The 23,772-nt window shown below is 57.6% G+C and carries 21 protein-coding genes, 1 tRNA gene and 1 pseudogene; 13 read left to right on the forward strand and 10 right to left on the reverse strand.

The genetic code is table 11. The features are described from left to right. Positions 1–28 precede the first annotated feature (28 nt). From QEZ52_RS13945 to QEZ52_RS13960, 4 genes and pseudogenes are all read left to right on the forward strand, one after another. Positions 29–979 (forward strand): Bug family tripartite tricarboxylate transporter substrate binding protein, encoded by a 951-nt coding sequence (locus tag QEZ52_RS13945; protein ID WP_406644987.1) that lies wholly within the window; start codon positions 29–31, stop codon positions 977–979. Positions 980–1,050: 71 nt separating this feature from the next. Then, positions 1,051–1,620: a hypothetical protein gene (locus QEZ52_RS13950; RefSeq protein ID WP_406644988.1), complete on the forward strand. Its 570-nt coding sequence runs from the start codon at positions 1,051–1,053 to the stop codon at positions 1,618–1,620. Next, entirely contained in the window at positions 1,617–3,209 is a 1,593-nt protein-coding gene (locus QEZ52_RS13955; RefSeq protein WP_406644990.1) for a tripartite tricarboxylate transporter permease, read from the forward strand. The genes QEZ52_RS13950 and QEZ52_RS13955 overlap by 4 nt, the downstream gene beginning before the upstream one ends. Before the next feature lie 260 nt (positions 3,210–3,469). Continuing rightward, a pseudogene (locus tag QEZ52_RS13960) lies at positions 3,470–3,562 on the forward strand (phosphosulfolactate synthase); the annotation flags it as partial. 58 nt (positions 3,563–3,620) lie between these two features. Here the strand turns inward: QEZ52_RS13960 and arsB are convergent. Continuing rightward, on the reverse strand, positions 3,621–4,670 hold the full coding sequence (arsB, locus tag QEZ52_RS13965) for an ACR3 family arsenite efflux transporter (RefSeq protein ID WP_406644992.1): 1,050 nt from the start codon (positions 4,668–4,670) through the stop codon (positions 3,621–3,623). A 191-nt stretch (positions 4,671–4,861) separates the two neighbouring features. On the opposite strand from arsB, the gene QEZ52_RS13970 reads away from it, so the two are divergent. Continuing rightward, positions 4,862–5,197, forward strand: coding sequence for a helix-turn-helix transcriptional regulator (locus QEZ52_RS13970; protein ID WP_406644993.1), 336 nt, complete (start codon positions 4,862–4,864; stop codon positions 5,195–5,197). A 38-nt stretch (positions 5,198–5,235) separates the two neighbouring features. Here QEZ52_RS13970 and QEZ52_RS13975 read toward each other — a convergent pair whose 3' ends face one another. The 4 genes from QEZ52_RS13975 to QEZ52_RS13990 form a co-directional block, all read right to left on the reverse strand. Continuing rightward, positions 5,236–6,153 (reverse strand): DMT family transporter, encoded by a 918-nt coding sequence (locus QEZ52_RS13975; protein WP_406644995.1) that lies wholly within the window; start codon positions 6,151–6,153, stop codon positions 5,236–5,238. 254 nt (positions 6,154–6,407) lie between these two features. Then, positions 6,408–7,919, reverse strand: coding sequence for a tripartite tricarboxylate transporter permease (locus QEZ52_RS13980; protein ID WP_406644997.1), 1,512 nt, complete (start codon positions 7,917–7,919; stop codon positions 6,408–6,410). Position 7,920: 1 nt separating this feature from the next. After that, on the reverse strand, positions 7,921–8,403 hold the full coding sequence (locus QEZ52_RS13985) for a tripartite tricarboxylate transporter TctB family protein (protein ID WP_406645000.1): 483 nt from the start codon (positions 8,401–8,403) through the stop codon (positions 7,921–7,923). Positions 8,404–8,468: 65 nt separating this feature from the next. Next, the gene (locus QEZ52_RS13990; protein WP_406645001.1) at positions 8,469–9,452 is read right to left on the reverse strand and encodes a tripartite tricarboxylate transporter substrate binding protein; all 984 of its coding nucleotides are present in this window, start codon (positions 9,450–9,452) and stop codon (positions 8,469–8,471) included. Positions 9,453–9,560: 108 nt separating this feature from the next. Here QEZ52_RS13990 and QEZ52_RS13995 point away from each other — a divergent pair, with 108 nt between their 5' ends. From QEZ52_RS13995 to QEZ52_RS14020, 6 genes are all read left to right on the forward strand, one after another. After that, complete coding sequence (locus tag QEZ52_RS13995; protein ID WP_406645002.1) at positions 9,561–10,229, forward strand: response regulator transcription factor; 669 nt, start codon at positions 9,561–9,563, stop codon at positions 10,227–10,229. Then, a complete protein-coding gene (locus QEZ52_RS14000; RefSeq protein ID WP_406645004.1) occupies positions 10,219–11,571 on the forward strand; it encodes a sensor histidine kinase N-terminal domain-containing protein in 1,353 nt (450 codons plus the stop codon). Before QEZ52_RS13995 ends, QEZ52_RS14000 begins: the two co-directional genes overlap by 11 nt. After that, positions 11,550–12,557 (forward strand): ABC transporter substrate-binding protein, encoded by a 1,008-nt coding sequence (locus QEZ52_RS14005; RefSeq protein ID WP_406645005.1) that lies wholly within the window; start codon positions 11,550–11,552, stop codon positions 12,555–12,557. The genes QEZ52_RS14000 and QEZ52_RS14005 overlap by 22 nt, the downstream gene beginning before the upstream one ends. A gap of 208 nt (positions 12,558–12,765) precedes the next feature. Beyond that, positions 12,766–13,134, forward strand: a complete 369-nt coding sequence (locus tag QEZ52_RS14010) for a hypothetical protein (protein WP_406645006.1) — start codon at positions 12,766–12,768, stop codon at positions 13,132–13,134. Between the two features lie 24 nt (positions 13,135–13,158). Then, entirely contained in the window at positions 13,159–13,572 is a 414-nt protein-coding gene (locus tag QEZ52_RS14015) for an alpha/beta hydrolase (protein ID WP_406645007.1), read from the forward strand. Between the two features lie 396 nt (positions 13,573–13,968). Beyond that, entirely contained in the window at positions 13,969–15,210 is a 1,242-nt protein-coding gene (locus QEZ52_RS14020; protein WP_406645008.1) for a serine hydrolase domain-containing protein, read from the forward strand. A 133-nt stretch (positions 15,211–15,343) separates the two neighbouring features. Here QEZ52_RS14020 and QEZ52_RS14025 read toward each other — a convergent pair whose 3' ends face one another. From QEZ52_RS14025 to tgt, 5 genes are all read right to left on the reverse strand, one after another. Next, on the reverse strand, positions 15,344–17,206 hold the full coding sequence (locus tag QEZ52_RS14025; RefSeq protein ID WP_406645009.1) for an adenylate/guanylate cyclase domain-containing protein: 1,863 nt from the start codon (positions 17,204–17,206) through the stop codon (positions 15,344–15,346). Positions 17,207–17,785: 579 nt separating this feature from the next. Then, a tRNA-Val gene (locus tag QEZ52_RS14030) sits at positions 17,786–17,860 on the reverse strand. 19 nt (positions 17,861–17,879) lie between these two features. Then, entirely contained in the window at positions 17,880–18,302 is a 423-nt protein-coding gene (locus tag QEZ52_RS14035; RefSeq protein ID WP_406645010.1) for an HU family DNA-binding protein, read from the reverse strand. 165 nt (positions 18,303–18,467) lie between these two features. Further along, positions 18,468–20,882 carry an endopeptidase La gene (lon, locus tag QEZ52_RS14040; RefSeq protein WP_406645012.1) on the reverse strand — a complete coding sequence of 805 codons (2,415 nt, stop codon included), beginning with the start codon at positions 20,880–20,882 and terminating at the stop codon, positions 18,468–18,470. A gap of 368 nt (positions 20,883–21,250) precedes the next feature. Continuing rightward, a complete protein-coding gene (gene tgt / locus QEZ52_RS14045; protein WP_406645014.1) occupies positions 21,251–22,381 on the reverse strand; it encodes a tRNA guanosine(34) transglycosylase Tgt in 1,131 nt (376 codons plus the stop codon). Positions 22,382–22,551: 170 nt separating this feature from the next. Between tgt and QEZ52_RS14050 the strand changes: the two genes are divergently transcribed. Both QEZ52_RS14050 and QEZ52_RS14055 read left to right on the forward strand, forming a co-directional pair. Beyond that, entirely contained in the window at positions 22,552–23,442 is an 891-nt protein-coding gene (locus QEZ52_RS14050) for an SPFH domain-containing protein (protein ID WP_406645015.1), read from the forward strand. Continuing rightward, positions 23,439–23,720, forward strand: a complete 282-nt coding sequence (locus tag QEZ52_RS14055; RefSeq protein WP_406645018.1) for an NfeD family protein — start codon at positions 23,439–23,441, stop codon at positions 23,718–23,720. Before QEZ52_RS14050 ends, QEZ52_RS14055 begins: the two co-directional genes overlap by 4 nt. Positions 23,721–23,772: the final 52 nt, after the last annotated feature.

Genomic DNA, 23,772 nt, shown 5'->3' on the forward strand with positions numbered 1-23,772 from the left:
ATAAACCGTCGCGTTCAGGGAGGACGACATGAAACGCATGATCAAATCAGGGATTGCCGCGCTCAGTGTGGCTGTGATGGCAACCGGTGCCTGGGCGGCTGACTGGACCCCACCCGGCCCCATCAAACTGATGATCGGGTTCAGGGCCGGCGGTGGCGCTGACACCCAGGCCCGGCTGATCGCAGAAGAGCTGGAAGCCAGATTGGGGTGGAAATTCATCCCCGAACAGGTCACCGGCAAGGGCGGTCTGAACCTGGCCAACACGCTAAAGAATGCGCCAAACGACGGCACCGCGATCGGGCTGGCTGTGACCGAAACCTTTGGCTACAACATGGCCGCTGCCAATGCGGGCATGACGCCGGATGATTTCACCGGCCTGACAACCACCGCCGGATTCCAGATGGGCGTGGTGGCCCAAACCGCCAAAGGCTGGACATCCTTTGACGAGATGGTCGCTGCCGCCAAGGGCGGCCAGGACATCCGCTTTGGCGTGATGAGCCCCAAGCTGGCGGATCTGGCCTATTTGCTGGGCAAGGCACAGGGCGTCGACTTCAACATCGTCAGCGTCAAGGGCGGCAAAGGTGTGATGAATGGCGTCAACGCCGGGGATCTGGACGTCGGCTTCATGGCAGGCATCCAGGCCAAGGGCGTCGACTCCGGGGATCTGGTGAACCTGGCCTCGGCCATGACGACCCCGTTGACCCAATCACCTGATGCCCCCACATTTGCTGATCTTGGGGTCGGTTTTGCCGCCGACGGCCATTTTGTCTTTGTCGGCCCTGCAGACATGCCAGATGACGCCCGCAGCGCCATTTCCCAGGCGATTGCCGATGTGGTGTCCGATGATACCACAAAGGCGGGCGGACTGATCAAAAAGGTCTTTGGCGGGGCCGCCACAATTACAGGTGACGACCTGACCGCCCTGCTGGCCAAGGATTTTTCAGAAGCTGAGGCCTTGATGGACGCAGCTTCAGACTGAACACTCCCCCCTGGCCGGGGTCTCATCCCAGATGGTGAAACCCCGGTCTCATTTGGCCTGTGTCGGGAGTCATGATGATACGCGCACCCAAAAGCAATCTGATCCTCGGGCTGGTCATGGTGATATTTGCCGCAATCCTGTTGAGCCTGTGGATCCCGCTGGACACCCAGACAGGGCTGATTGAAAAGATCCGCCGTCAGGTGGTGATCGGTGACGCGCTTGCCCCCACGGTTGCGGCGCTGTTCCTGTTGGTCGGCGGCGGGCTGCTGGTTGTTGTTGATCGCACGGCTGACGGCCAGCCCAAACCGTCCCTGCGTGGATTGGGGTTCACGGCGTCATTGATCGCCGTGATCTGTATCAGCCTGGTGGTGATGCGCCATGCCGGACCTCTGAGTGTGTGGCTCATCAATACCCTGCACGGCGATACCCTGGAATATCGCCTGCTGCGCGACAGCGCGCCCTGGAAATACATCGGGTATCTCCTGGGCGGAACCCTGATGATTTCCGGCATGATTGCCCTGGTCGAAGGACGCATTCGCATCCGCGCCGTTCTGGTGGCGTTGCTCGCCGTTCTGATCATGATCGCGCTCTATGATCTGCCATTCAAAGACCTGCTGTTGCCTCCGAATGGGGACGTATGATGGGAACGCTTGACTACATCTGGATGGGTGTTCTGGCCGTCTTTCAGGGACCCGAGCTGTTTTCGCTCTTTGGCCTGCCGGTTTCGGCGACATTGCTCATGATCCTGGCCGGGTTTCTGGTGGGGATTGCCGTCGGTGCCACACCCGGCCTTGCCGGTCCCATCGCGATGGCAATCGCCTTGCCGATTCTGATTTCCGTGTTCGGATATACCCCGGATGCCCTGTTGCCGGTCATGGGCTTTTTGATCGGCGTGATGAAAGGGGCAACCATTGGCGGAGCGGTGCCGGCGATCTTGTTCAACACACCCGGCACCCCGGATGCCTTCATGACCACGCTGGATGGCTATCCCATGACAAAACGCGGCAAAGCCCAAAAGGCGCTGCGGGTGGCTCATTTTTCCTCGGCTTCCGGGGATACGTTTTCGGACATCGTGCTGTTTGTCTGCGCCCCCTTTCTGGCAATCATGGTCGAGGCCTATCTGGATCTTCCGGAAAAAACTGCGCTGCTGATCCTGTCGCTCAGCTTTATCGCGGCCGTGATTGGGGGATCCGCTGCCAAGGGGCTGATTTCGACCGGGCTGGGGCTGCTCGCGGCCTATGTCGGCACCGGGGAGGATTTTTATCCCCGCTTGTCCCTGGACAGCCCGATGTTGGCCCAGGGGTTTCCGATCACCACCGCCGTTCTGGGCGTTCTGATCATCGGCGCGGTGCTGAAAGAGCTCGAAGACCTGTGGCGCACAAAACAGGCACGCGGCACCATCGCCCCACATCGCGATACGGGCGACCAGCGGCTGCATTGGGCCGACATCCGGCGGCTCCTTCCGGTTATCGGCCGGTCGGCGCTGATTGGAACCTGCATCGGTGCCCTGCCCGGCATCGGTTCGACGCTGGCGGCGACGTTGGGGTATTCTGTCGGCCGGGCGCACCATGCGCGTGTCAAACGTCCTGACGCACCGGAATTCGGCAAAGGCGCAGCCGAAGGCATTGCGGCGACCGAGGCCGCCAATTCTTCGGTTTCGGGTGCCAACCTGATCCCGGTGCTCAGCCTCGGTATCCCTGGCAATGCAGCCGCCGTGTTCCTGATCCTCGCTGCTGAAAGCATCGGTGGTTTCAATCCCGGCCCGTCCGTTTTCCGCTTTACCGCCGACGCGGTGAACCCCGAACTGGTCATCGCCTTTGGCCTGTTCACTGCAATGATGATTGCCAATGTGCTGAACTGGACCATTGGTGGGCTGTTCATGCGATCCATGGGGATCATGATCCACATCCCAAAGCACATTCTGCTGCCCTGCGTGCTATTGCTGACCCTGACCGCCATCTACGTTCAGGAAACCCGGATGGAGGTGATCTGGTTTGCGCTGGGGTTCGGGGTTCTGGGATACCTGATGCGCGTGGTCGCGATTTCACCGCTGCCCTTTGTCATCGCCTTCATTCTGGGGGGCAAGCTGGAAGAAACCGCCCGTCAGGCCTTTGCCGCCACGGGCAGCGATCCCTGGTTTCTGATCAATCGCCCCGTGGCCGCAGCATTCATCCTGCTTTCGGTTCTCGTCATTCTTTACTCTGCCCGCAAACCGAAAGCAAAATCATGACCGTTGCCTTTGCCGATATCGCCGTTCCCACCCGCGACGCCAAGCCCCGCACAAAGGGTCCCACCATGATGATCGACTGAGGCATTCCGCTGGCCCAGAAACGCGATACCCTCCAGGCTCAGGGGCATCTGGTGGACAAGGCCAAGATCAATGCCGCCTTCCCGGCCGAATCTCTGATCTATGAATTGCCGGTTGATATCCGGCCCGGGGAATTGCCGGTTGATATCCGGCCCGGGTTCACCGCATCGATGAAACACAAGATGGCTTTGCAGATGGTCGCGACGCTTGGCACCCATGTGAATCTGGCCAATGTGGAACACCGCGAAGTCTATCTGTTGGAATGCCTGCGGTGCGGTATCAGTGGAGAAACCAACCACCCGCATGGCGATGGCTTCAGCAGCCGGTTGCCCCTCAGCCCGGCGCGGCAAATCTGGCGCGCGTCCGGTTGGCAAAGGCCACCAGTGACAGCATCACTGGAACTTCGACCAGAACGCCGACCACAGTGGCCAGCGCCGCGCCGGAATGCAGGCCGAACAGGCTGATCGCCACCGCGACGGCCAGCTCAAAGAAGTTCGAGGTCCCGATCATGGCACAGGGTGCGGCGATCTTGTGAGGCACCTTCAGCACATACGCCGCCCCATAGGCCACAGCAAAGATGCCGTAGCTCTGGATCAGGATCGGCACAGCAATCAGCACGATCACCAGCGGTCGGGACAGGATCACCTCGCCTTGCAGGCCAAACAGAATGACAACGGTGGCAATCAATCCGATGACCGACCAGGGTTTGACCCGCGCGGTAAAGGCGTCGATGGCCTCGGGAGATCCTAGAATACGTCGGGTGAGCAATCCGGCCAGCAACGGCAGAACCACATAGAGCACTGTGGCCAGAACCAGGGTTTCCCAGGGCACCGAAATCTCGGTCACGCCCAGCAGAAAGGCAACGATCGGAGCAAAGGCCACCACCATGATCAGGTCGTTCACGGACACCTGCACCAGCGTATAGGTCGCGTCCCCCCGGGTCAGCTGTGACCAGACAAACACCATCGCTGTACAGGGCGCTGCGCCCAGCAAAATCAGACCGGCAGTATATTGCGCCGCATCCTCAGGCGCGATCCAGGGCGCAAACACATAGTCAAAGAACAGCACGGCCAGCAAAGCCATGGTAAAGGGCTTGATCAACCAGTTGACCGTCAATGTCACCAGCAGCCCCCTGGGCTGGCGCGCGACACCCGCCACAGCGCCAAAATCGACGCCCACCATCATCGGATAGACCATGGCCCAAATCAGAACGGCGACCACCAGGTTGATCGAGGCGACTTCGGCGGCGGCCACCGCATTGACCAACCCGGGTGCAAAGACACCAATTGCCACGCCCGCAATCATGGCCAGCGCCACCCAGATCGTCAGGTAGCGTTCGAAAAAGCCGATGGCGTTTTCAGGCGACGTCGAGAGGTCAGACATGGTGTTGGTCCCTTTTGGCTGTGCGCCCAGTGATAGTGCCCCGTTGTGGTGCCCCCTGTCCGACCGATCGGTACCACCGATCAGTCGGTTACAATCCAGACTTCCACACTTCGGCAATTACCGAATTGAATGCGACATACGAGAGCGCGGCAACGCTTGTCAAGATTCGTTAATTCGGCTAGCACCGAAATATGAACCAGGACACAGCCATCGATATCTTTGCCGCCCTCGCCCAGCCATCACGATTGGCGATCTACCGCATGCTGGTCAATGTGGGCCCCCAAGGGTTGACCGCCACAGCAATTTCCAAACGCCAAGAGATCGTGCCCTCGACCCTGTCCGGTCATCTGGCGGTTCTGAAACGCGCCGGGTTGTTGTCCGCCACCCGACAGTCACGCGAAATTCACTATGCCGCGAACCTGGCAACGATGAATGCATTGGTGTCTTTCATGTTGTCGGACTGTTGTGGCGGACAGGTCGAAAACTGTTCAGAGATCTTGACCCTGTTGGATCATCAGCCCGGATAGGCCCGCACGCCCCGGACGCGGAGATCAGGGCACAGGGATCAGGGCGCGGTGATCGGCGGCGGCTTGCGCCGTTTGCCCGAAATCGCATTGCCGACGATCGCCAGCAACAGAATTGCCCCCCCGATCAATGTATTGACTGTGGCGATCTCCCCCAGAAACAGCCAAACCCAAAGCGGCCCCAACAGAACTTCGGCCAGGGACAGCAGAGTCAGCTCTGCCGCCGGCAGGCTGCGCGATCCCAACGTATACAGGATCAGACCGGCTCCAACTTGAAACACGCCCATTCCCATTGCGATACTGCCGTCCCGGATCGACAGGGCCACGGGCAATCCCAAGGCCACGCAGATAGCCAATGTGATCGCGATGGCAAAGATCCCCGAAAGGAATACTGACGGCAACATTTCTCCGGACTTTCCCCACCGCAGGGCCACCGTGAACACCGCGAACCCCAACGCCGATCCCAATGCCGCAAGGCTGCCCTTTATGGCCACCGCGCCGGATTGATCACCTACCATAATGGCAATGCCGATCAGCGCCACGGTTATTGCCCCCCAGGTCGCCAGCCGCACGGGTTCGCGCAACACCATCCACCCCAGCACCGCAGCCAGGAACGGAGCCGTGGCAAACAACAGCATGGCATTGGCAACTGACGTGACCTGAATCGCGTAGATCCCACCGGAATACGCGGCGACCAATGACAGTCCGGCAATCACCGACGGAAACCCGGCACGACGCAATTGGACAAAAGCGCTCTCGCCAGATCGGAGACGGATCACGATGTACAGGAACACACTCAGGCTGATCGAACGATACAACAGAATCTGCCAGACCACCGCGTCATCTATCAGCCGAATGCCCAGGCCCACCGTCGACCACAGCACACCCGCAGCAAAGACAAACAGCACCCCATGGCCGCGCCCCTGCAAGGGGGTCGATCCTTGGATTATCTCGGTCATCAGGCCATCCGTTCGCAAAGGTTCAGCGGTCAGCCTAAGAGACTAAAAACGTCATGCTCTCCTGTTCACGACATCGCTGTCGCACCAACACTGGCACTGACACAGCCACGGGCACCAACACTGGCACCAGAACTACCCGACCCGTCCGGCTCAGGGCGCGGGAGGGCACGGCACTGCCCCAGTCAGGATGCGAAGCGCGGAGCGCAGAGTTTGACACACGCGCCGAAATTGCCTCTGAATGACGTGGATGATGCTCAGTCGCCTTCGGCCACGCCTTCGGCGCGGGCTTTCGCACGTCTGGCGCGATAGCTTGGCAAGACGATCAGAAGTGCTGCAACAACCAGAAGCGCCAGCGTCATCGGCCGCTCCCAGATGAAGCCAATACCGTCATACAGCTGCATGGACCGGGAAAAGTTGTCTTCCATCATGCCGCCCAGAATAAAGCCGATCAACAACGGTGCGAGCGGGTAGTCGGCAAATTTCAGCGCTGTGGCACAGATACCAAAGCCCACCAGCAGCAAAAGCTCGGTTGCGTTGTTCTGACCGATATAGGCCCCCATCAGTGTGAAAAACAGAATGAATGGGATCAGATAAGTGCGAGGAACCGAAAGCACTTTGGCGATATAGGGAATGAGCGGCAAGTTGAGGATCAACAGCACAAGGTTGCCGATAAACATCGACATGATGACCGCCCAAAAAATCTGGGGGTTGTCAATCATCAGGCGTGGGCCGGGGGTGACGTTGAGCGCGATCAGCGCCCCCAACAGAATAGCCGTGGTCCCGGAGCCCGGAATGCCCAATGTCAGCAGCGGAACAAAAGAGCCGGTGCAGGCCGCGTTATTGGCGGTTTCCGGTGCAGCAAGGCCTTTGATCGACCCTTTGCCAAATTCGTCCTGTTCATGTTTTGGTGCGATATTGCGTTCAACCGCATAGCCCAGAAAGCTGGCAATCGTTGCACCGGCTCCCGGCAGGACACCGATGAAAAACCCCTGAAGAGATTGCCGCCCGATCACGGGAGCAATGGCTTTTGCTTCCGCGCCGGTGATGCGTAAATCTGTGATTTCCCCATCATCGCCCTGCAGGTTTTTGGGCTTCAGCACCAGAAACAGGGCCTCGGGCAGAGCAAACATGGCCATGGCCAGGGTGATAAAGCCAAAGCCGGATTGCAGATCCATGATGCCCATGGTGAAACGTGGCAAATTGAACAGAGCACCTTCGCCCACCGTGGCCATGATCAGGCCCAGAAGGGTCATGATCATCGCCTTGGCCACCTGTCCGGTGCCGGCAAAGGCCGCGATGGCCGAGAGCCCGACAACCATCAGCGCAAAATACTCAGCCGAATGAAAGAGGAGCGCCACAGACGACAGTGCCGGCGCAAATACCATCAACAAAAGCGCCCCGATCGAGCCCCCTGCAAAACTGGAAATGGCAGCAATCGTCAGCGCTTTGCCCGCCTTGCCCTGCTGAGCCATGGGGTAACCGTCAAAACTCGACGCCACGGTGCCCGCGACGCCGGGCGCATTGAGCAGGATCGACGAGGTCGAACCGCCAAAAATTGCACCGTAATAGACCCCTGCAAGCAGGATCAGAGCAGCCGCAGGATCCCCCATCGAGATGGCGACAGGGATCATGATCGCAATAATCGACATCGGCCCCAGACCGGGCAACATACCGATGAACGTTCCGATCAGACAGCCGCCGATCACCATCAGCAGGTTTTGAAACGAAAGCGCCGTTTGCAGGCCAATAAGCAATCCTTCAAGCATGTCAGCCTCCGATAAAGCCCGGCAACGGGCGCATGTAGATGCCCAACACTTCCTGTACCAGGTACCAGACGCCAAACGTGGCACTCACGGCCACGGGCACCATGATGTGCCATTTGCGCTCACCCAAGGTGAGCGAACCAAGTATGAGAAAGGCCGAGGTGGAAAACAGAAAGCCCAATGGGCGCAGGCACAGCGCATAGGCCACCATGAGAGCAAGGAGCAACAGCGCCTGACCAAGATGATATTCATGCAAGCGCCGGTAATCGATCTCGGCGTCCTTGGGCGCAGCTTTCTCGATACCCAAAAGGATGATCAACGTTGCGAATATGCCGAGAACGGACAGAACTTTCGGGAAGGTGCTGGGCCAGATCGGATTGCGCCGCATGAAGGGGGCAAGATTGCCATCCATCGTGAACCAGGCAGCATAGCCATAGGCCAGACATATACCCAGCAACACGAGCGCGACCCAACGATCCAAAGCCATAATTTTCCCTCCCGGAAACGTCTTCAAGTGCAGCAAAGCGTTGGCTGCTTTGCTGCATGATTTGATCAGAGGAAGCCGAGCTTCTTCATCAGGTCACCAATGGCCTTTTCCTGCGCTTCCAGGAACGTCAGGAAGTCATCACCCGAATTGTGGATGTTCACCCAGCCATTGCGGCCGCGGACCTCTTCCCACTCAGCTGTGTCATACATCTTGGTGAGCGCATCCTGATATATCGCCAGCGTGTCAGCAGGCAATCCGGGAGCCCCAAAGAAACCGCGCCAATTCACAAATTCGGTGTCGATCCCCTGTTCTTTCATGGTCATGGCGTCCGGCGCGGCGTCAACCCGTTCGGCGGATGTTACACCGATGATCTTGACCTCACCTGCGTTGGACAGATCGACCGCTTCGGAAAATCCAGTGGACAGCGCGGCAATCTCGCCTGACAAAAGCGCAGCCATCGCCTTGCCGCCCGCGTCATAGGGGATGTATTTGACGCCAAGCGCATCTTTGCCTGCCGCTTCCATCACCATGGCGGCGACCAGGTGGTCCATCCCCCCCGGAACAGAACCGCCACCGATGGCCGTTTTCGATGGATCGGCATCATAGGCAGCGAGCAGATCTGCCATCGAATTGATTGGGCTGTCCTTGCCAACAACGATGGCGGCATAATCGCCAATCGTACCCGCAACCAGCGTCAGATCCCGAAAGTTGTGAGGGAAGACGCCGGTCAGCGAGCGGATCACGATCGGCGTCGAGTTGACCATCAAGGTGCCGTGATTGCTGTCTGCGTTTTCGATCATATAGCCGATGGCCTTTCCGCCACCGCCGCCGGACATGTTTTCGTAGGTGGCGTTGCCGACAAGACCCGCTTTGGTGAGCGCTTCACCCGTTCCGCGTGCGGTTCCGTCCCAACCACCGCCGGCACCGCCGGGGATCAGAAAATGGATGCTGTCAACAACCTTGTGCCCGTCAGCCAGCCCAGGACCGGCCAGACCAAGCGCTGCTACTGCCGCGATAAAGGTGCGGCGACCTATTTCAAAATTCGACATATTGTCCTCCCAATTGACAACTCTCCGCATCGCGGGTCAGTTGAAGAGACTAAAACACGCCAACCTGACACAAACCTGTCACACGCCGGAAAAGAGCCACGCAGTCGAATGAAGTTCCTGCTGATCGAAGACAACCAAGAGCTGGCCAATGCTGTCAGTTCTCGCATGCGCCTTGATGGTCATGTTGTTGATCACGCGGCGAATTTGGATGATGCGTCGGGGTTTGTTGCCGCAGGAGAATATGACCTTATCCTGCTGGATATCATGCTCCCTGATGGCGATGGGCGGGACTTTCTCAAACGCCACAGGGCAAGTGATCTTGATACGCCGGTCATCGTTTTGACTGCGCGAAGTCAGGTGTCAGACCGAATCGGGTCGCTTGATCTTGGGGCGGACGACTATGTCACCAAACCTTTCGATCATGCCGAGCTCGAGGCCCGTTGCCGTGCTGTTTTGCGCCGCAGGACCGGCAATGCAAAGACCACAATCGAGATGGGCGGGATCGTCTTTGATCCAGTTGCGGGCCGTTTGACCGTCGCAGGCATGCTGGTGAACTTGCGCAACCGCGAGCTGCGTCTGCTCGAGATATTCCTGAATGCGCCCGGACAAATTTTTTCCAAGAGCAAGCTCGCCGATCGACTGTTTTCCTATGATGACGATGTCTCTGAGAATGCGATAGAGGTTTATATCGGTCGCCTGCGCAAACTTCTGTCAGCGTCGGACATTGAGATCACGACATTGCGTGGCCTGGGGTATCGGCTGGACCATGACGGATAGCACCGCAGTTTCAGGATCGCTCAGAAACCGACTGATGCTGGCGTTGATCGGCGGGGCAGCCGCCCTCGCCCTGCTCTTGTTCTTTGCGGTGCGCAGTTATGCTGTGCAGGTCGCACAGCAAGGTCAGGACAGCATTCTGCAGGCCTCGGTCACATCGATGCTGGATGCGGCTGCCTTTCGGGATGGCAAAGTCCAGCTCGATCTACCGTATTCAGCGTTTTCGATGCTAGGGACAGCTGCGGACGACCGGGTGTTTTATGCGGTTTATCAGGATGGAAGTTTCCTGTCCGGTTACGAAGACCTCGCGTTCTCGCACACGGCTCCCTTTCAATTCGGCCAGATGCGGGGATCTCACGTGCGCATGGTCAGCGCAGCGCGCACCTTGATTGGAGAGGGCCGTCGCACGGACATCCAGATTGTCCTTGCTCAAACGCAGGACTCGCTCTCCGAAACGCTCAGCCAGATTTCGCGCAATGCGGCCATGCTGGGCCTAAGCTTTTTTGTCCTAACGGCCGCGCTGTCCTTTTGGGCGACCTCGGCCACGATCGGTCAGTTGGCCAAGTTGACAACATCCGTCACGCGTCGGGGGCCGCAGGATCTCAGCCCGTTCACCAAACCGGTCCCGCGCGAAATGGCTCCTTTGGTCACGTCGCTGAATTCCTTGATGGGAAGACTCGATCATTCATTGAGCCAGTCAGAAGACTTTATCGCCGAGGCTGCGCATCGGGTCCGCACCCCGCTTGCTACCGTTCGCTCCTATGCCGAGGCCACATTGCAGCGGGTCGACAAACCGGAAAACCGCGAGGCCATGCGTTCAATGGTCAAGGCCATCGACGAAAGTTCGCGCGCAGCAGGGCAGCTTCTGGATCATGCGATGATCACCTTCCGCGCGGATCATCTGGAGCGGGAGAACATCGACCTTGTCGATTTGGTGGGTGATTTGGTGCAGCGGATGACACCCATTGCAGAAATGAAGGATATGGTATTGGTGCTGCGCGGAGATCCAAGGGTTCCGTTTTCGGGGGATCCAATCCTGCTGCAGAATGCCGTGCGCAACCTGATAGATAACGCAATGAAATACGGTCCTGCCGAAAGTGCGATCGACATTTCTGTCTCGGCAATCCCCAGACCACAGATCATCGTCTGCGATTGCGGACCCGGTTTTCCGGAATCGGAAATGGCGTCCCTGACCACGCGGTTTCAGCGCGGCGCAAATGCGACGGATACCATCGGATCCGGGCTGGGGCTGACCATCGCGCGCGATGTTGCCTTGGCACATGGAGGCACGGTCACATTGAAGAACAAGCCGGAGGGCGGCGCGTGCGTATTTATCTCTCTTTAATCTTTGTTTTCCTGTGCCATGCCGGTTGGGCCCAGGACTGGGAAGACCAGGAAACGTTTTCCGGCACGCAAGCCACGACCACCCTAACGATCATTTCGAGCACGGATACCGACCTGTTTGCCCCTTTGGTCCGGGCCTTTATCGCGCAAAATCAGGATATTGCGATAGAGTATCTGGTCACGGGCACAGCGGATATCGACAAGCGTTTTCGCCAGACACCCAACGCCTTTGATATCGCGATTTCAAGCGCCATGGACTTGCAGTTCAAGCTGGCCAATGATGGCTATGCACGGACCCTGGACGATATTTCATACCCACGGTGGGCCCAATGGCGCCAAAGCCTGTTTGCCTTTACGTCCGAACCGGCGGCGATTGTCATCAACCGCGCCGCTTTCGAAGGTCGGCCAATCCCGCAATCACGCCAGGACCTCATCGAAGCTCTCCGCGCGCGCCCGGACTTTTTCCGCAACCGCGTCGGAACCTATGACGTGCATCAATCGGGGCTTGGCTATCTCTTTGCCACGCAGGACGCGCGGTCGTCCGAGACCTTTTGGCGGCTGATGGAAGTCATGGGAAGCCTGGGCGTTCGCCTCTATTGCTGTTCAGGTGATATGATCGACGACCTGAGCGATGGGACAATCGTGGTCGCCTACAACGTCCTTGGCAGCTATGCCAAGGCGCACGCCGACAGTCAGGACGTCCTGGAGATTGTTCTGCCATCTGACTTCCCCACGACGATGATGCGGACTGCGTTGGTGTCGCGGGCCTCTGGGGAATGGCTGGCCGCCGAGCGTTTCATCCAGTTCCTGGTCACCTATCAATCAAATCCGATCGAAGGCGTGCGAACGCTGCCCCCGCTCAACGACGGAAAAAGTGGTGTCGATCGGGCGACGATCGCGCTGGACCCTGCCCTGATGACATTTCTTGATACGCTAAAGCGAAACAAGTTTCTGTCCGAATGGGAAAGCGCCTTGATCCAGAATTGATGTCTTCAAACCTTCTTCGCCAGACGGTCTTGCACCACGCTGCATAGGCTATGGGGGGCTCACCGGTTCGCGGCGAATGGGCAATGCCGGCGAACACGCGGGAGATTCAAGAATTGGAAACCCGACGTTTGTTCTCTAAGCTTCCAACCATAATCTCTCAAACCCCATTCAAGACCTGATACTCCCCGAAACACGCGCGAGATATCATATGAACAAGTTTCGTTACCTCAACTTTGCCGCCTTGGTCATCGCGGGCCTGTCTTGCACATTGGTCCCGGCACCGCTCGCCTCACAGGAAGCACCACCGATCACCTACGGGCTCGAGGCGGGTGTGGTCTATGGCAAGGGCCTGGTAACGAAGGAAGGAAAACAGGTCTCCCGCGATCTGTGGATGGATGTCTACTCTCCGGTGGAGACGTCATCTGAGCCGCGCCCGGCGGTCATCCTCACCTTTGGCGGCGCATTTCATCGCGGCAGTCCACGCATTACCTTTCAGTCCGGGGGTGCTCAGGACACATCCATGGGCAATTACTGCCGCCGATTTGCCGCGAGAGGCTATACGTGTTTCGCAATTTAATACCGGCTAACCCCCGAAGCTCCTGTGCTGTCAGGAGAGGGCTATCAAGACGACTGGATAGACGCCAACAGCCTGTTGCCGCTCCTGCCCCAAGCCAACCATATTCGGCAGACGATGAACCTGCCGCCAATCGATTTCGACATTCCCGAACAAAGGAAGGCAATCGTTGACGGCGTGATCGCGGCCGCTGAGGATTTGCGGCTGGCTGTCCTTCATATCCGCGACTTCGCTGCGCGGTATGAAATCGACCCGGAACGCATCGTGCTTGGCGGTTTTTCGGCGGGCGCGGTAACATCTTGGAACGTTGCGCATGGCATGGGTGTTCCTGTCTCTGGTGTCTTTATTGCTGTCCGGATCCGACGCCGGTTTCGACGTCAAGAAAACTGTTACGGCCTCGTCCCAGAGACCACCGATCCTCATGTTCATGGGGCAGTATGATCTTCCCGGTGCGTTGACCACGGTGCCCTCACTATTGGCCCACTACACAGAGGTCGGCGTTGAGCACGAATTCGCATGGGTGCCAGGTTTCGGCCATTTCTATCCCGCTGGCTCTGCCAGTTTAGGGGGGATGCAGTAAGCATGTCCGTGGAAGGGCGGATTGCAGCGTTCCTTGAGCATGCGATTGGAAGTGGTCGTTGAGAGTTTGTATTTTACGAATGCGCTGAACCCCAAACACCATAGAGAAACACATCCACGCTACATTAGATTTTGACGATATTATTCCCTGTTTGAAAGGAACCGAGACATGAAAACCCCGTTGATCGGCGCTCTGGCGCCCTGAGCCTTTGTCCTGTTCACGCCTTCGCGGAGGACAAAGATCTGCCAAGAGTGGCAATGGACAACATACCTGTGCCGGCGCAGGCCCAGGTGACCAAGGGCAACTGGACAACTCCGCCATTCAACGAATGGGCCTTTCGCAACATGGGTCTTCACCCAAGTTTGATGGTGCCGCGCTCCGGCGCAATTGTCCCCATCCCCGAAGCGCTGAACCCCAGCATTGCCGAGATTGAGTTCGACTATGGCGGGCAGCGTTACACCGTCCGGGATGCCATGACCGGCGACAACACTGATGGCTACATCGTGCTTCATGGCGGCAAGGTCCTGCACGAAGAGTATTTCAACGGATTCACGCAACGCGACCATCATATGTGGGCCTCCAGCACCAAATCACTGGTCGGTCAGGCCATGGGATTGCTGGTTGAACAGGGCAAGGTGGACGTCAACGCCAAAACGGAAAGCTATATTCCAGAACTCGAGGGAACGCTTTTTGGCGCGCGTACCGTGCGCGAAGTGCTGAATATGGTGACCGCCCTGAATTATACCGAAGACTATGTGAACATGGTGCCCGGAGCGGTCAGCACCGAATATTTCCGCCGCATGGGATTCATTCCCGCCTATGATCTGATGGCGATTGATCCGACCAAGGATGATACACCGCGCGGATTGCTGGAATTTGCCCCGCTGTTTGTTCAAAACCCGGATCTCGAACCTTCGTACAAATTCGAATACCACTCCCCGAACGTGGATGTCGTTGGCTGGATCATCAATCGGGTGTCCGGAGTGCCGCTGCAAACCTTTATTGCAGATAATTTCTGGAGCAAGCTGGGTGTTGAACATGATGCCATGATGATGGCCGACATGACATTTACCCCCATCGCCACCGGTGGCTTCAACACCACATTGCGCGATTTTGCCCGAGTAGGCCTCGCTATGGTGAACAACGGCAAATACAACGGCGCGCAGGTTTTCTCTGAGGCTTGGGTCAAAGACACATTCACGCTGAGCGAGGAAGAAAAACTCCATGGCGCGCGCAGCAGCTACCGCGATGATCCCAATTCGGCGTCCTATGACGAGTGGTTTGAAGGCTATAAAAACTACCTCTGGGTCCATGACAGCGAGAAAAAGATCGCCACCTACCGCGGTGTCTTTGGACAGCATCTCTACATCAACCAAGAGCAAGATCTGGTGATCGCGACCTTCTCATCCGCGCTGAGCGCATCCAATGCGATGCGGGAAACCAATCGCCCCCGTTTGGCTGCGTTCGAAGCGATTGCTGGCCATCTGGGGAACAACTGAGGCTACAAAGTAGGTAAACCAATACTCCCAGATCAGAATGCCCGCGTCGGGCTCCAGGCTGTCTTGCACCGCATTTGATGCGACCCCCGGCAACCAGCCATGGCGAACGGCGCGGTCATTCGCACCTGACGTGTCACAAGGGCATACCGGCAGCTTCCATGGCCTCGAGCCAGCGGTCCGCAGCACCCGGGGCTGTCCACATGCCTGTGATGATCCCCCTTTCCCGCGACACGGTCCAGTTCGGGTTTTCTGCAACGAAGTCAGCCATTGACTGAACCGCCTTGTCCTGATTCCCAAGGCAATGATGAATGGCCGCAAGCGTTTTATTGGCAGCAACCGGCATCGTCGGTGCCGACTGGAATGTCGCAAGCGCCTGATCGCAGTTCTCCATCTGCCATTGGATCTTGGATTTCTCCCACTGAACGTCATGCCCATATAGCGGGTCAATGCGCTCTGATTCAGCGATCACCGCCAGGGCCTCCTCCGTTTCTCCGACATAGTTCAGTGCCTGCGCCAGCGCGTTGCGCGAAAAGAAGGCCGACGGGTTCAATTCGACTGCGCGACGGAATGCGACGGCCGCGGCCTCGACATCGCGGTTGAACATCAGGGCCCGACCCAATGCGTGATAGGCCATGAAGTTGTTTGGGTCGATTTCAACGCCCCGGCGCGCAAGATCGTACATCCTCTTTCGAGTCGCCTCTTCATCGCCTTCTATCCAACCAAAGCGTAATCCGATTCGAAGTGAGAGTGCCTGACCGAGATAGCCCCAGGCAGAGTCAGGATAATCCCTTAAAGATTGTTCCTGTTCCTCGATGTTTATCAAAAGGTTCTCGCGGTTGAAGTTCCGCACGATCCGGCTTTGTGCGGCGTTCGCGATCATCAACGCGCTGACGTCGCCTGCGGTCATCCGTGCTTCGGCCAAATCGACGACTCTGGCCCCAACCGCATTAGCGATTTTCCGGCTGATCAAACTGTTTGTCTTCAGCAACGCGTCAAGCGGAACGTCGAATTCGTCGGCCCAGATATGCGCCTCTGTGGATCCGTCAATCAATTGGGCCGTCGTTCGCAATCGCGTCCCGTCATATTGCTGGCTGCCTTCCAGAATAAAGTCAGCCCCAAGCTTGTCGGCAATTTCGGATATGCCAAGTCCGGAGTCGCGGAACTGGAAGCTTGAGCGCTGTGAAATCACCGATAGTTGCGGGTATCGAGCCAACGATGTGATGATATTCCCACTGACCGCGTCACTCAGATAGCCCTGGTGCGGTGGGGCACTAAAGTCTTCGAACGGAAGCACCGCGATCACCGGGGGCGTTGCATCGCTTGACCGGAATTGGAGCGCTAAAACAACCAAACCAATCACAATTGCCCCAGCGAGCAGCGTCCAAATTGTCATTCTTTCCAGTCGCGGTTTCCTTGATGGCGGTGTGGCTGACGCAGCAGTATCTGTGGCCAGCGACTGAGACCGTTCGTCTAGTTCCACCTTGAAAACATCCACTGGGACCGGAATATTTTTTAACTGCTGCGCCCCCATTGGCTCGAAACCCAGATCGAGCTTGCCTGTCACGTGATCAAAAACGGTTTGAGATACGCAAATTCCACCCGGTTCAGCCAGTCCTTCGATCCGCGCAGCAACATTGACGCCATCGCCATAAATGTCATCCCCATCGACCATGACATCGCCGACATTGATCCCGACGCGGAATCGAAGGCGCTCGTGTTCAGGTTCATTTTCTTGTGAAGCGGCAAGCGCGATCTGGACGTCTACAGCGAAGCTTACAGCATCAACCACACTCGCAAACTCAACAAGACTCCCGTCTCCCATTAGCTTGATGGTGCGACCATGGTGGGCTTTGATTCGCGGGTCGATCAAACTCCGACGAAGTTCTTTGAGCCTCGTCAGCGTTCCGCTCTCGTCCTTGCTCATGAGTTGGGCGTATCCAACAACATCAGCTGAAAGGATCGTCGTCAGTTTGCGTTCTTGATGGTCTTCATCCAATACACTGATCTCCGTTGCAACGAGCTTATCTCAAAGGACAGCAGCGCGTCGAGAGCGCAGGAGATCGCCCGACGGGTTGGGGTGACCTGACACAAGGGTGATGTCTGGACTGGGCTCTCAGCAAACTTTCGCCCTGCCAGAAAGGCATGGCGGCTGAATGCCCTTCACCCGCACTCCAAGTCAGGGCTTTGACCATGGAAGACGTATTGCCAGCGGCAAGCGCGGTGACGATCCAGAGTGGTTTCCCGATATAATTGGGCGTCTCAACGGGTAAGGTGTGTGAGGGGGTGTCCCGGTGACGCCCTGCCCATTTTGCAATCGGAACTGGAAAATACCCGTAGCATCTTGAACGGGAATCAGGTTTCTGAGGTTCGAATGCCCGTCATTGGACCAGGCCACGAGAGTCCCGCCGCGCCTTAGGCACGTTTTTCCCAGACCAATAGCGCAAAGCCGCCATGTGGTCGACTTCACGCAGATTCGAGCCCCGGAGAAAGGCGGCGATTGGGTTTACGGAACCAGGGGGCACTTCAAAACACCATACGGCCTTCCAGAAAAACTCATATTTTCAAAAGGAAGAAATGGTGGGTGATAAGAGATTTGAACTCCTGACATCTTCGATGTGAACGAAGCGCTCTACCACTGAGCTAATCACCCGTTGACAGGGCTAATACCGTTACTCCCCATCGTCCGCAAGGGGGCCGTTTGAAAGAATTTCTTCGGAACCCGTGCTTTGACGGACTTTGCAAATGATGACCTTGGTCTTGCCATTGTCGGCGGTGCGGTTGATCTTGACTTTGCCCAGCGGCGGCAGGTTCAATTCCCGCCCATCGGCCAATGTTTCGCCCAGGATTGCCAGTGCGGCTTCGATGGCCGGTTTGGCATCCCGTTTCTTCACGCCGGAGCGCTCGACAGCCAGGTCGACCAATTCCTTCTTTTTCATGTCCGGGTCGCTGACGATCGGATCGACCAGCTTGACAACTTTGGGTTCAATTTCTGGCGCGGCCTTGGGTACGGTACTGGCAGCTACGGCCGCCTTTGGGGCCTTTGTAGTGGCTGTTTTACGCGGTGCAGCGCGCTTTTTGCTTGTGGTCGTCATGCCTGCTCCTCAAGTTTTTTGATAGTTTCTATTTTTGAAACAGCCTACCCAAATTCCGCTCTCAAGTCCAATGGCGTTTCACAACATCCGGGTGCCAACGAAAAACGGGCGACCAGATCTGGTCGCCCGCCGTTCATATTTCAATCAGCCAAGGCAGCCGAAATATCAGTGTGCCGTTGCCCCGGCACCTTTGGTGCCACCTTCCAGAGACGCTTTGGCTGCGGCCGCTTCTTCCTCGGCCAGTTCATCCCATTCGATGGGTTCGGGCGTTTGGGTCAAAGCGTGCTTGAGAACCTCGGACACATGCGAGACAGGGATGATCTCCAGCCCTTCCTTTACATTGTCCGGGATCTCGGGGAGATCCTTTTCGTTCTCTGCCGGGATCAGAACGGTCTTGATCCCCCCCCGCAACGCGGCCAGCAGTTTTTCCTTGAGCCCGCCAATGGCGCTGGCATTGCCACGCAGGGTAACCTCGCCGGTCATGGCGATATCCTTGCGCACCGGAATGCCGGTCAGCACCGACACGATCGCCGTCACCATGGCCAAGCCAGCCGACGGCCCATCCTTGGGCGTGGCCCCATCGGGCACATGCACGTGAATGTCCAGCTTGTCGAACTTGGGCGGTTTGACCCCGATCTGGGGTGAAATCGACCGGACATAAGAGGATGCTGCCTCGATCGACTCCTTCATCACATCGCCCAGCTTGCCGGTGGTCTTCATCCGACCCTTGCCCGGCAGGCGCAGGGCTTCGATGCTCAGCAATTCGCCACCCACGCTGGTATAGGCCAGACCGGTCACAACACCGACCTGATCTTCCTTTTCGGCCAATCCATACCGGAACTTTTTGACGCCCAGGAATTCATCCAGATTGTCCGGCGTCACGGTGACCGCGTCCGTCTCTTTCTTGATGATCTTGGTCAGCGATTTACGCGCCACCTTGGCGATTTCGCGTTCCAGATTCCGCACGCCCGCCTCGCGGGTATAGGTGCGGATCATCTCGGACAGCGCCTCTTCGGTCAGTTCAAATTCCTTGGACTTCAGCCCGTGGTTTTTGACCTGTTTGGAAATCAGGTGCTGTTTGGCGATCTCGCGCTTTTCGTCCTCGGTATACCCAGCCAGCGGGATGATCTCCATCCGGTCCAGCAACGGGCCAGGCATGTTATAGCTGTTCGACGTGGTCAGGAACATCACATTGGACAGGTCATATTCGACCTCCAGATAGTGATCCATGAACGTGTTGTTCTGTTCCGGATCCAGCACCTCGAGCATGGCCGACGACGGATCGCCGCGGAAATCCTGACCCATCTTGTCAATCTCATCGAGCAGGATCAGCGGGTTCGTGGTTTTGGCCTTTTTCAGCGCCTGGATGATCTTGCCCGGCATCGACCCGATATAGGTCCGACGGTGACCGCGAATTTCGGATTCGTCACGCACTCCACCCAACGAAATGCGGATGAATTCACGCCCCGTGGCACGCGCCACGGATTTGCCCAAACTGGTCTTGCCCACACCGGGAGGGCCCACGAGACACAGGATCGGTCCCTTGAGCTTCTTCGAGCGCTGCTGAACGGCCAGATATTCGACGATGCGTTCCTTGACCTTTTCCAGACCATAGTGATCGGCATCCAGGATCTCCTGGGCCTTGTTCAGGTCCTTTTTCACGCGGGATTTGGTGCCCCATGGGATCGACAGCATCCAGTCCAGATAGTTGCGAACAACAGTGGCCTCGGCGCTCATCGGGCTCATGTTCTTGAGCTTTTTCAGCTCGCCTTCGGCCTTTTCGCGGGCCTCCTTGCTCAGCTTGGTCTCGGCAATCTTGGCTTCAAGTTCTGCAACTTCGTTGCCGCCCTCTTCGCCATCACCCAGCTCCTTCTGAATGGCCTTCATCTGCTCATTCAGGTAATATTCACGCTGGGTCTTTTCCATCTGCGTCTTGACACGGGTCTTGATCTTTTTCTCGACCTGCAGAACCGACATTTCGCCCTGCATCAGGCCATAGACCTTTTCCAGCCGTTCGCTGATGCTCAGGGTTTCCAGCAATTCCTGCTTGCGGTCGACTTCGATACCAATATGCCCTGCCACCAGATCGGCCAGCTTGGCCGGTTCTGTGGATTCCCCGACAGCGGCCAATGCCTCTTCGGGGATGTTCTTGCGCACCTTGGCATAGCGTTCGAATTCATCTGCAACCGTGCGCAGCAACGCTTCGGTCGTGGTGACATCACCCGGCATTTCGCTCAGAAATTCCGCACGTGCTTCAAAGAATCCGTCATTTTCCAGGAATTCGGTGATTTCGACCCGGGCCTGGCCTTCGACCAGAACCTTGACCGTGCCATCGGGCAGTTTCAACAGTTGCAGCACATTGGCCAAAACCCCGATCCGGTAAATCCCGTCGGCTGTGGGATCATCTTCGGAGGGGTCAATCTGGCTGGACAGCAGGATCTGCTTGTCATCGGCCATTACTTCTTCCAATGCACGCACCGATTTTTCCCGGCCCACAAAAAGCGGCACGATCATGTGCGGGAACACGACGATGTCGCGCAGCGGCAGCACGGGATAGGAGGCGTTGAGTGTCTCTTGCATACTCGGTCCTTGTCTTTGGCAGAACGATCCGGCCCCACATGTGCGGCAACCTGGTTCGTCCCCATTTTGGAACTTTTTATCTGGGGTGTTTCCGGCAGGTTTCAACCGGGCTCCCTTGGGTCGGCACCCACATTGACGTGTGATGCAGATGATCACAAGGGATGAAATCGCAACAGCACCCGTGTTTGGCACATGGGTACGGTTTCACCTTTCCCGGTTCATCCCCCCTGTCAGGCACGAAAACGTGGACAGGTCCGCCACGCCCGCACCGGGACGGGTCCCACTGGTGAACCCCACGCACCTTTGGCCCCCTGAACCTGTGGCGTTGCAGGCCTGCGGTCAGACGGCGCATGGCCCCCGGCGACCGCTCAGACAGGGTCTATATCGCCCTGCGCACGCCCCGCATGAAACTCTGCTTGCCACGCCTCAAAGGTTCCGGCCGCAATTGCATCACGCATTCCGGCCATAATATCCTGAAAATATTGCAGGTTATGCCAGGTCAACAACATACCGCTGATCATTTCATTGCTGCGGAACACATGATTCAGATAGGCGCGGGAATAGTTCTGACAGGCCGGGCAGCTACAGTTTTCGTCCAATGGGCGCGGGTCATCCATGTGGCGCGCATTCTTGATGTTGACCACACCGCGACGGGTGAACACTTGTCCTGTCCGGCCTGACCGGCTGGGCAGGACACAGTCCATCATGTCGACTCCGCGCGCAACCGCCCCCACGATGTCATCAGGCTTGCCCACGCCCATCAAATAGCGCGGCTTGTCCTGTGGCAAAAAGTCGGGGGCGTAATCCAGGCATTCAAACATGGCCTCCTGCCCTTCTCCGACCGCCAGCCCGCCAATGGCATACCCTTCGAATCCGATGTCGGTCAGCGCCTTGGCACTTTCTTCGCGCAGGTCCCGCTCCAACCCGCCCTGCATGATGCCGAACAGCGCGTGCCCCGGACGCTCCCCGAATGCCGCGCGGGACCGCTCGGCCCACCGCATCGACAGGCGCATGCTTTCGACGATGCGGTCACGATCCGCCGGCAGCGCGGGGCATTCGTCGAAACACATGACGATATCGCTGCCCAACAGTCGTTGAATTTCCATTGACCGTTCCGGCGACAGTTCGTGTTTGGATCCATCAATATGGGATTTAAAGGTGACCCCCTGTTCGGTCAGCTTGCGCAACCCGGCCAGCGACATCACCTGGAACCCGCCGCTGTCGGTCAGAATCGGGCGGTCCCAATTCATGAATTTGTGCAACCCGCCCAGACGGTCGATGCGTTCGGCCGTTGGGCGCAACATCAGATGATAGGTATTGCCCAACAGAATATCGGCCCCGGTCGACCGCACGCTCTCGGGCATCATCGCCTTGACCGTCGCTGCCGTGCCGACCGGCATGAAGGCCGGTGTGCGGATGTCGCCACGCGGTGTATGGATGACCCCGGTGCGGGCCTTGCCATCAGTGGCCTTGAGGTCAAAAGAAAAACGATTGGTCATGCTGGTGTCTCCGGAGCTTCGGACCGCGCGGGTTTGCCGCAAAGAGCCACACATTGCAAGCCATGCGACGCAAACACCGTTTCCCAGCCCCCCGACCGCACATCAGCCTTGAACATCCGGGCATTCCCCACCAAGTATATGGCATTACGTGTTTATTTTTGGAGCCCCTCATGACCGAAGAGCAGCTGATCGCGCTCGTTTCACAAAACGCCATTTACCTGCTGGGCGCAGTGTTTGTGATTGTTCTGGTTCTGGCCGGGGTGAAAATCGTCCCACAGTCCGAAAAATACGTCATTCAGCGGCTGGGACGCCTGCATTCCGTATTGGGGCCGGGGATCAATTTCATCGTGCCTTTGCTGGACAAGGCCGCGCATAAGATTTCCATTCTCGAACGACAGCTGCCCACAGCCAGCCAGGACGCCATCACCCGCGACAACGTTCTGGTTCAGGTCGATACGTCGGTATTCTATCGCATCACCGAACCTGAAAAGACCGTCTACCGAATCCGGGACGTGGATGCCGCCATCAAGACAACCGTGGCCGGGATCGTGCGGGCCGAAATCGGCAAGATGGATCTGGATGAAGTGCAGTCCAACCGCTCTCAGTTGATTTCGACCATCAAGTCCCTGGTCGAAGATGCCGTCGATGATTGGGGGATCGAAGTCACACGGGCTGAGATTCTGGACGTCAACCTGGATCAGGCCACCCGCCAGGCGATGCTGCAACAGCTGAATGCCGAACGCGCCCGACGCGCCCAGGTCACCGAAGCCGAGGGCGCAAAACGGTCGGTCGAACTGAACGCAGATGCCGAATTATATGCGGCCGAGCAAACCGCCAAAGCCCGCCGCATTCAGGCAGACGCCGAAGCCTATGCCACCCAGGTTGTTGCCAGGGCGATCAGCGAACACGGAATCGAGGCCGCCCAATATCAGGTCGCCCTGAAACAGGTCGAAGCGCTGAACACGTTGGGAGAGGGAAGCGGGTCGCAGACCATATTGGTCCCGGCCAATGCCCTGGAAGCCTTTGGTGACGCCTTTCGCATGCTGAAAGGAAACAAATGATGGATGTACCATTGTGGTCCGAATGGTGGCTGTGGGGGAGCGCTGCGCTAGTGCTGGGCATTCTCGAGATCCTCGCCCCGGGCTATATTTTTCTGGGGTTTGCGGCCGGGGCCTTGGCAGTCTGCGTGATGCTTCTGGCAGTTGGCCTTCAGGTTGGCCTGCCGATCCTGTTGCTGATCTTTGCCATTCTGTCGCTGATTGCCTGGCTGGTCATGAGACGCCTGTTTTCGCTGAAAAAGGGTCAGGTCAAATCCTTTGATCGCGACATTAACGACTGATGTCTGGACGTCCCCCAACCATTTCCCTATATAAACGCTCAGGAAACGTGAG

This window comes from Aliisedimentitalea scapharcae, from assembly GCF_045277565.1.
GTDB classification, from domain to species: Bacteria; Pseudomonadota; Alphaproteobacteria; order Rhodobacterales; family Rhodobacteraceae; genus Aliisedimentitalea; species Aliisedimentitalea scapharcae.

Excerpts from the sequence above, each read along its gene's own strand:
- QEZ52_RS13945 (WP_406644987.1), top strand. The coding sequence starts at position 29 with ATGAAACGCATGATCAAATCAGGGATTGCCGCGCTCAGTGTGGCTGTG.
- QEZ52_RS13950 (WP_406644988.1), top strand. The coding sequence starts at position 1,051 with ATGATGATACGCGCACCCAAAAGCAATCTGATCCTCGGGCTGGTCATG.
- QEZ52_RS13955 (WP_406644990.1), top strand. The coding sequence starts at position 1,617 with ATGATGGGAACGCTTGACTACATCTGGATGGGTGTTCTGGCCGTCTTT.
- arsB (WP_406644992.1), bottom strand. The coding sequence starts at position 4,670 with ATGTCTGACCTCTCGACGTCGCCTGAAAACGCCATCGGCTTTTTCGAA.
- QEZ52_RS13970 (WP_406644993.1), top strand. The coding sequence starts at position 4,862 with ATGAACCAGGACACAGCCATCGATATCTTTGCCGCCCTCGCCCAGCCA.
- QEZ52_RS13975 (WP_406644995.1), bottom strand. The coding sequence starts at position 6,153 with ATGACCGAGATAATCCAAGGATCGACCCCCTTGCAGGGGCGCGGCCAT.
- QEZ52_RS13980 (WP_406644997.1), bottom strand. The coding sequence starts at position 7,919 with ATGCTTGAAGGATTGCTTATTGGCCTGCAAACGGCGCTTTCGTTTCAA.
- QEZ52_RS13985 (WP_406645000.1), bottom strand. The coding sequence starts at position 8,403 with ATGGCTTTGGATCGTTGGGTCGCGCTCGTGTTGCTGGGTATATGTCTG.
- QEZ52_RS13990 (WP_406645001.1), bottom strand. The coding sequence starts at position 9,452 with ATGTCGAATTTTGAAATAGGTCGCCGCACCTTTATCGCGGCAGTAGCA.
- QEZ52_RS13995 (WP_406645002.1), top strand. The coding sequence starts at position 9,561 with ATGAAGTTCCTGCTGATCGAAGACAACCAAGAGCTGGCCAATGCTGTC.
- QEZ52_RS14000 (WP_406645004.1), top strand. The coding sequence starts at position 10,219 with ATGACGGATAGCACCGCAGTTTCAGGATCGCTCAGAAACCGACTGATG.
- QEZ52_RS14010 (WP_406645006.1), top strand. The coding sequence starts at position 12,766 with ATGAACAAGTTTCGTTACCTCAACTTTGCCGCCTTGGTCATCGCGGGC.
- QEZ52_RS14020 (WP_406645008.1), top strand. The coding sequence starts at position 13,969 with ATGGACAACATACCTGTGCCGGCGCAGGCCCAGGTGACCAAGGGCAAC.
- QEZ52_RS14035 (WP_406645010.1), bottom strand. The coding sequence starts at position 18,302 with ATGACGACCACAAGCAAAAAGCGCGCTGCACCGCGTAAAACAGCCACT.
- lon (WP_406645012.1), bottom strand. The coding sequence starts at position 20,882 with ATGCAAGAGACACTCAACGCCTCCTATCCCGTGCTGCCGCTGCGCGAC.
- tgt (WP_406645014.1), bottom strand. The coding sequence starts at position 22,381 with ATGACCAATCGTTTTTCTTTTGACCTCAAGGCCACTGATGGCAAGGCC.
- QEZ52_RS14050 (WP_406645015.1), top strand. The coding sequence starts at position 22,552 with ATGACCGAAGAGCAGCTGATCGCGCTCGTTTCACAAAACGCCATTTAC.
- QEZ52_RS14055 (WP_406645018.1), top strand. The coding sequence starts at position 23,439 with ATGATGGATGTACCATTGTGGTCCGAATGGTGGCTGTGGGGGAGCGCT.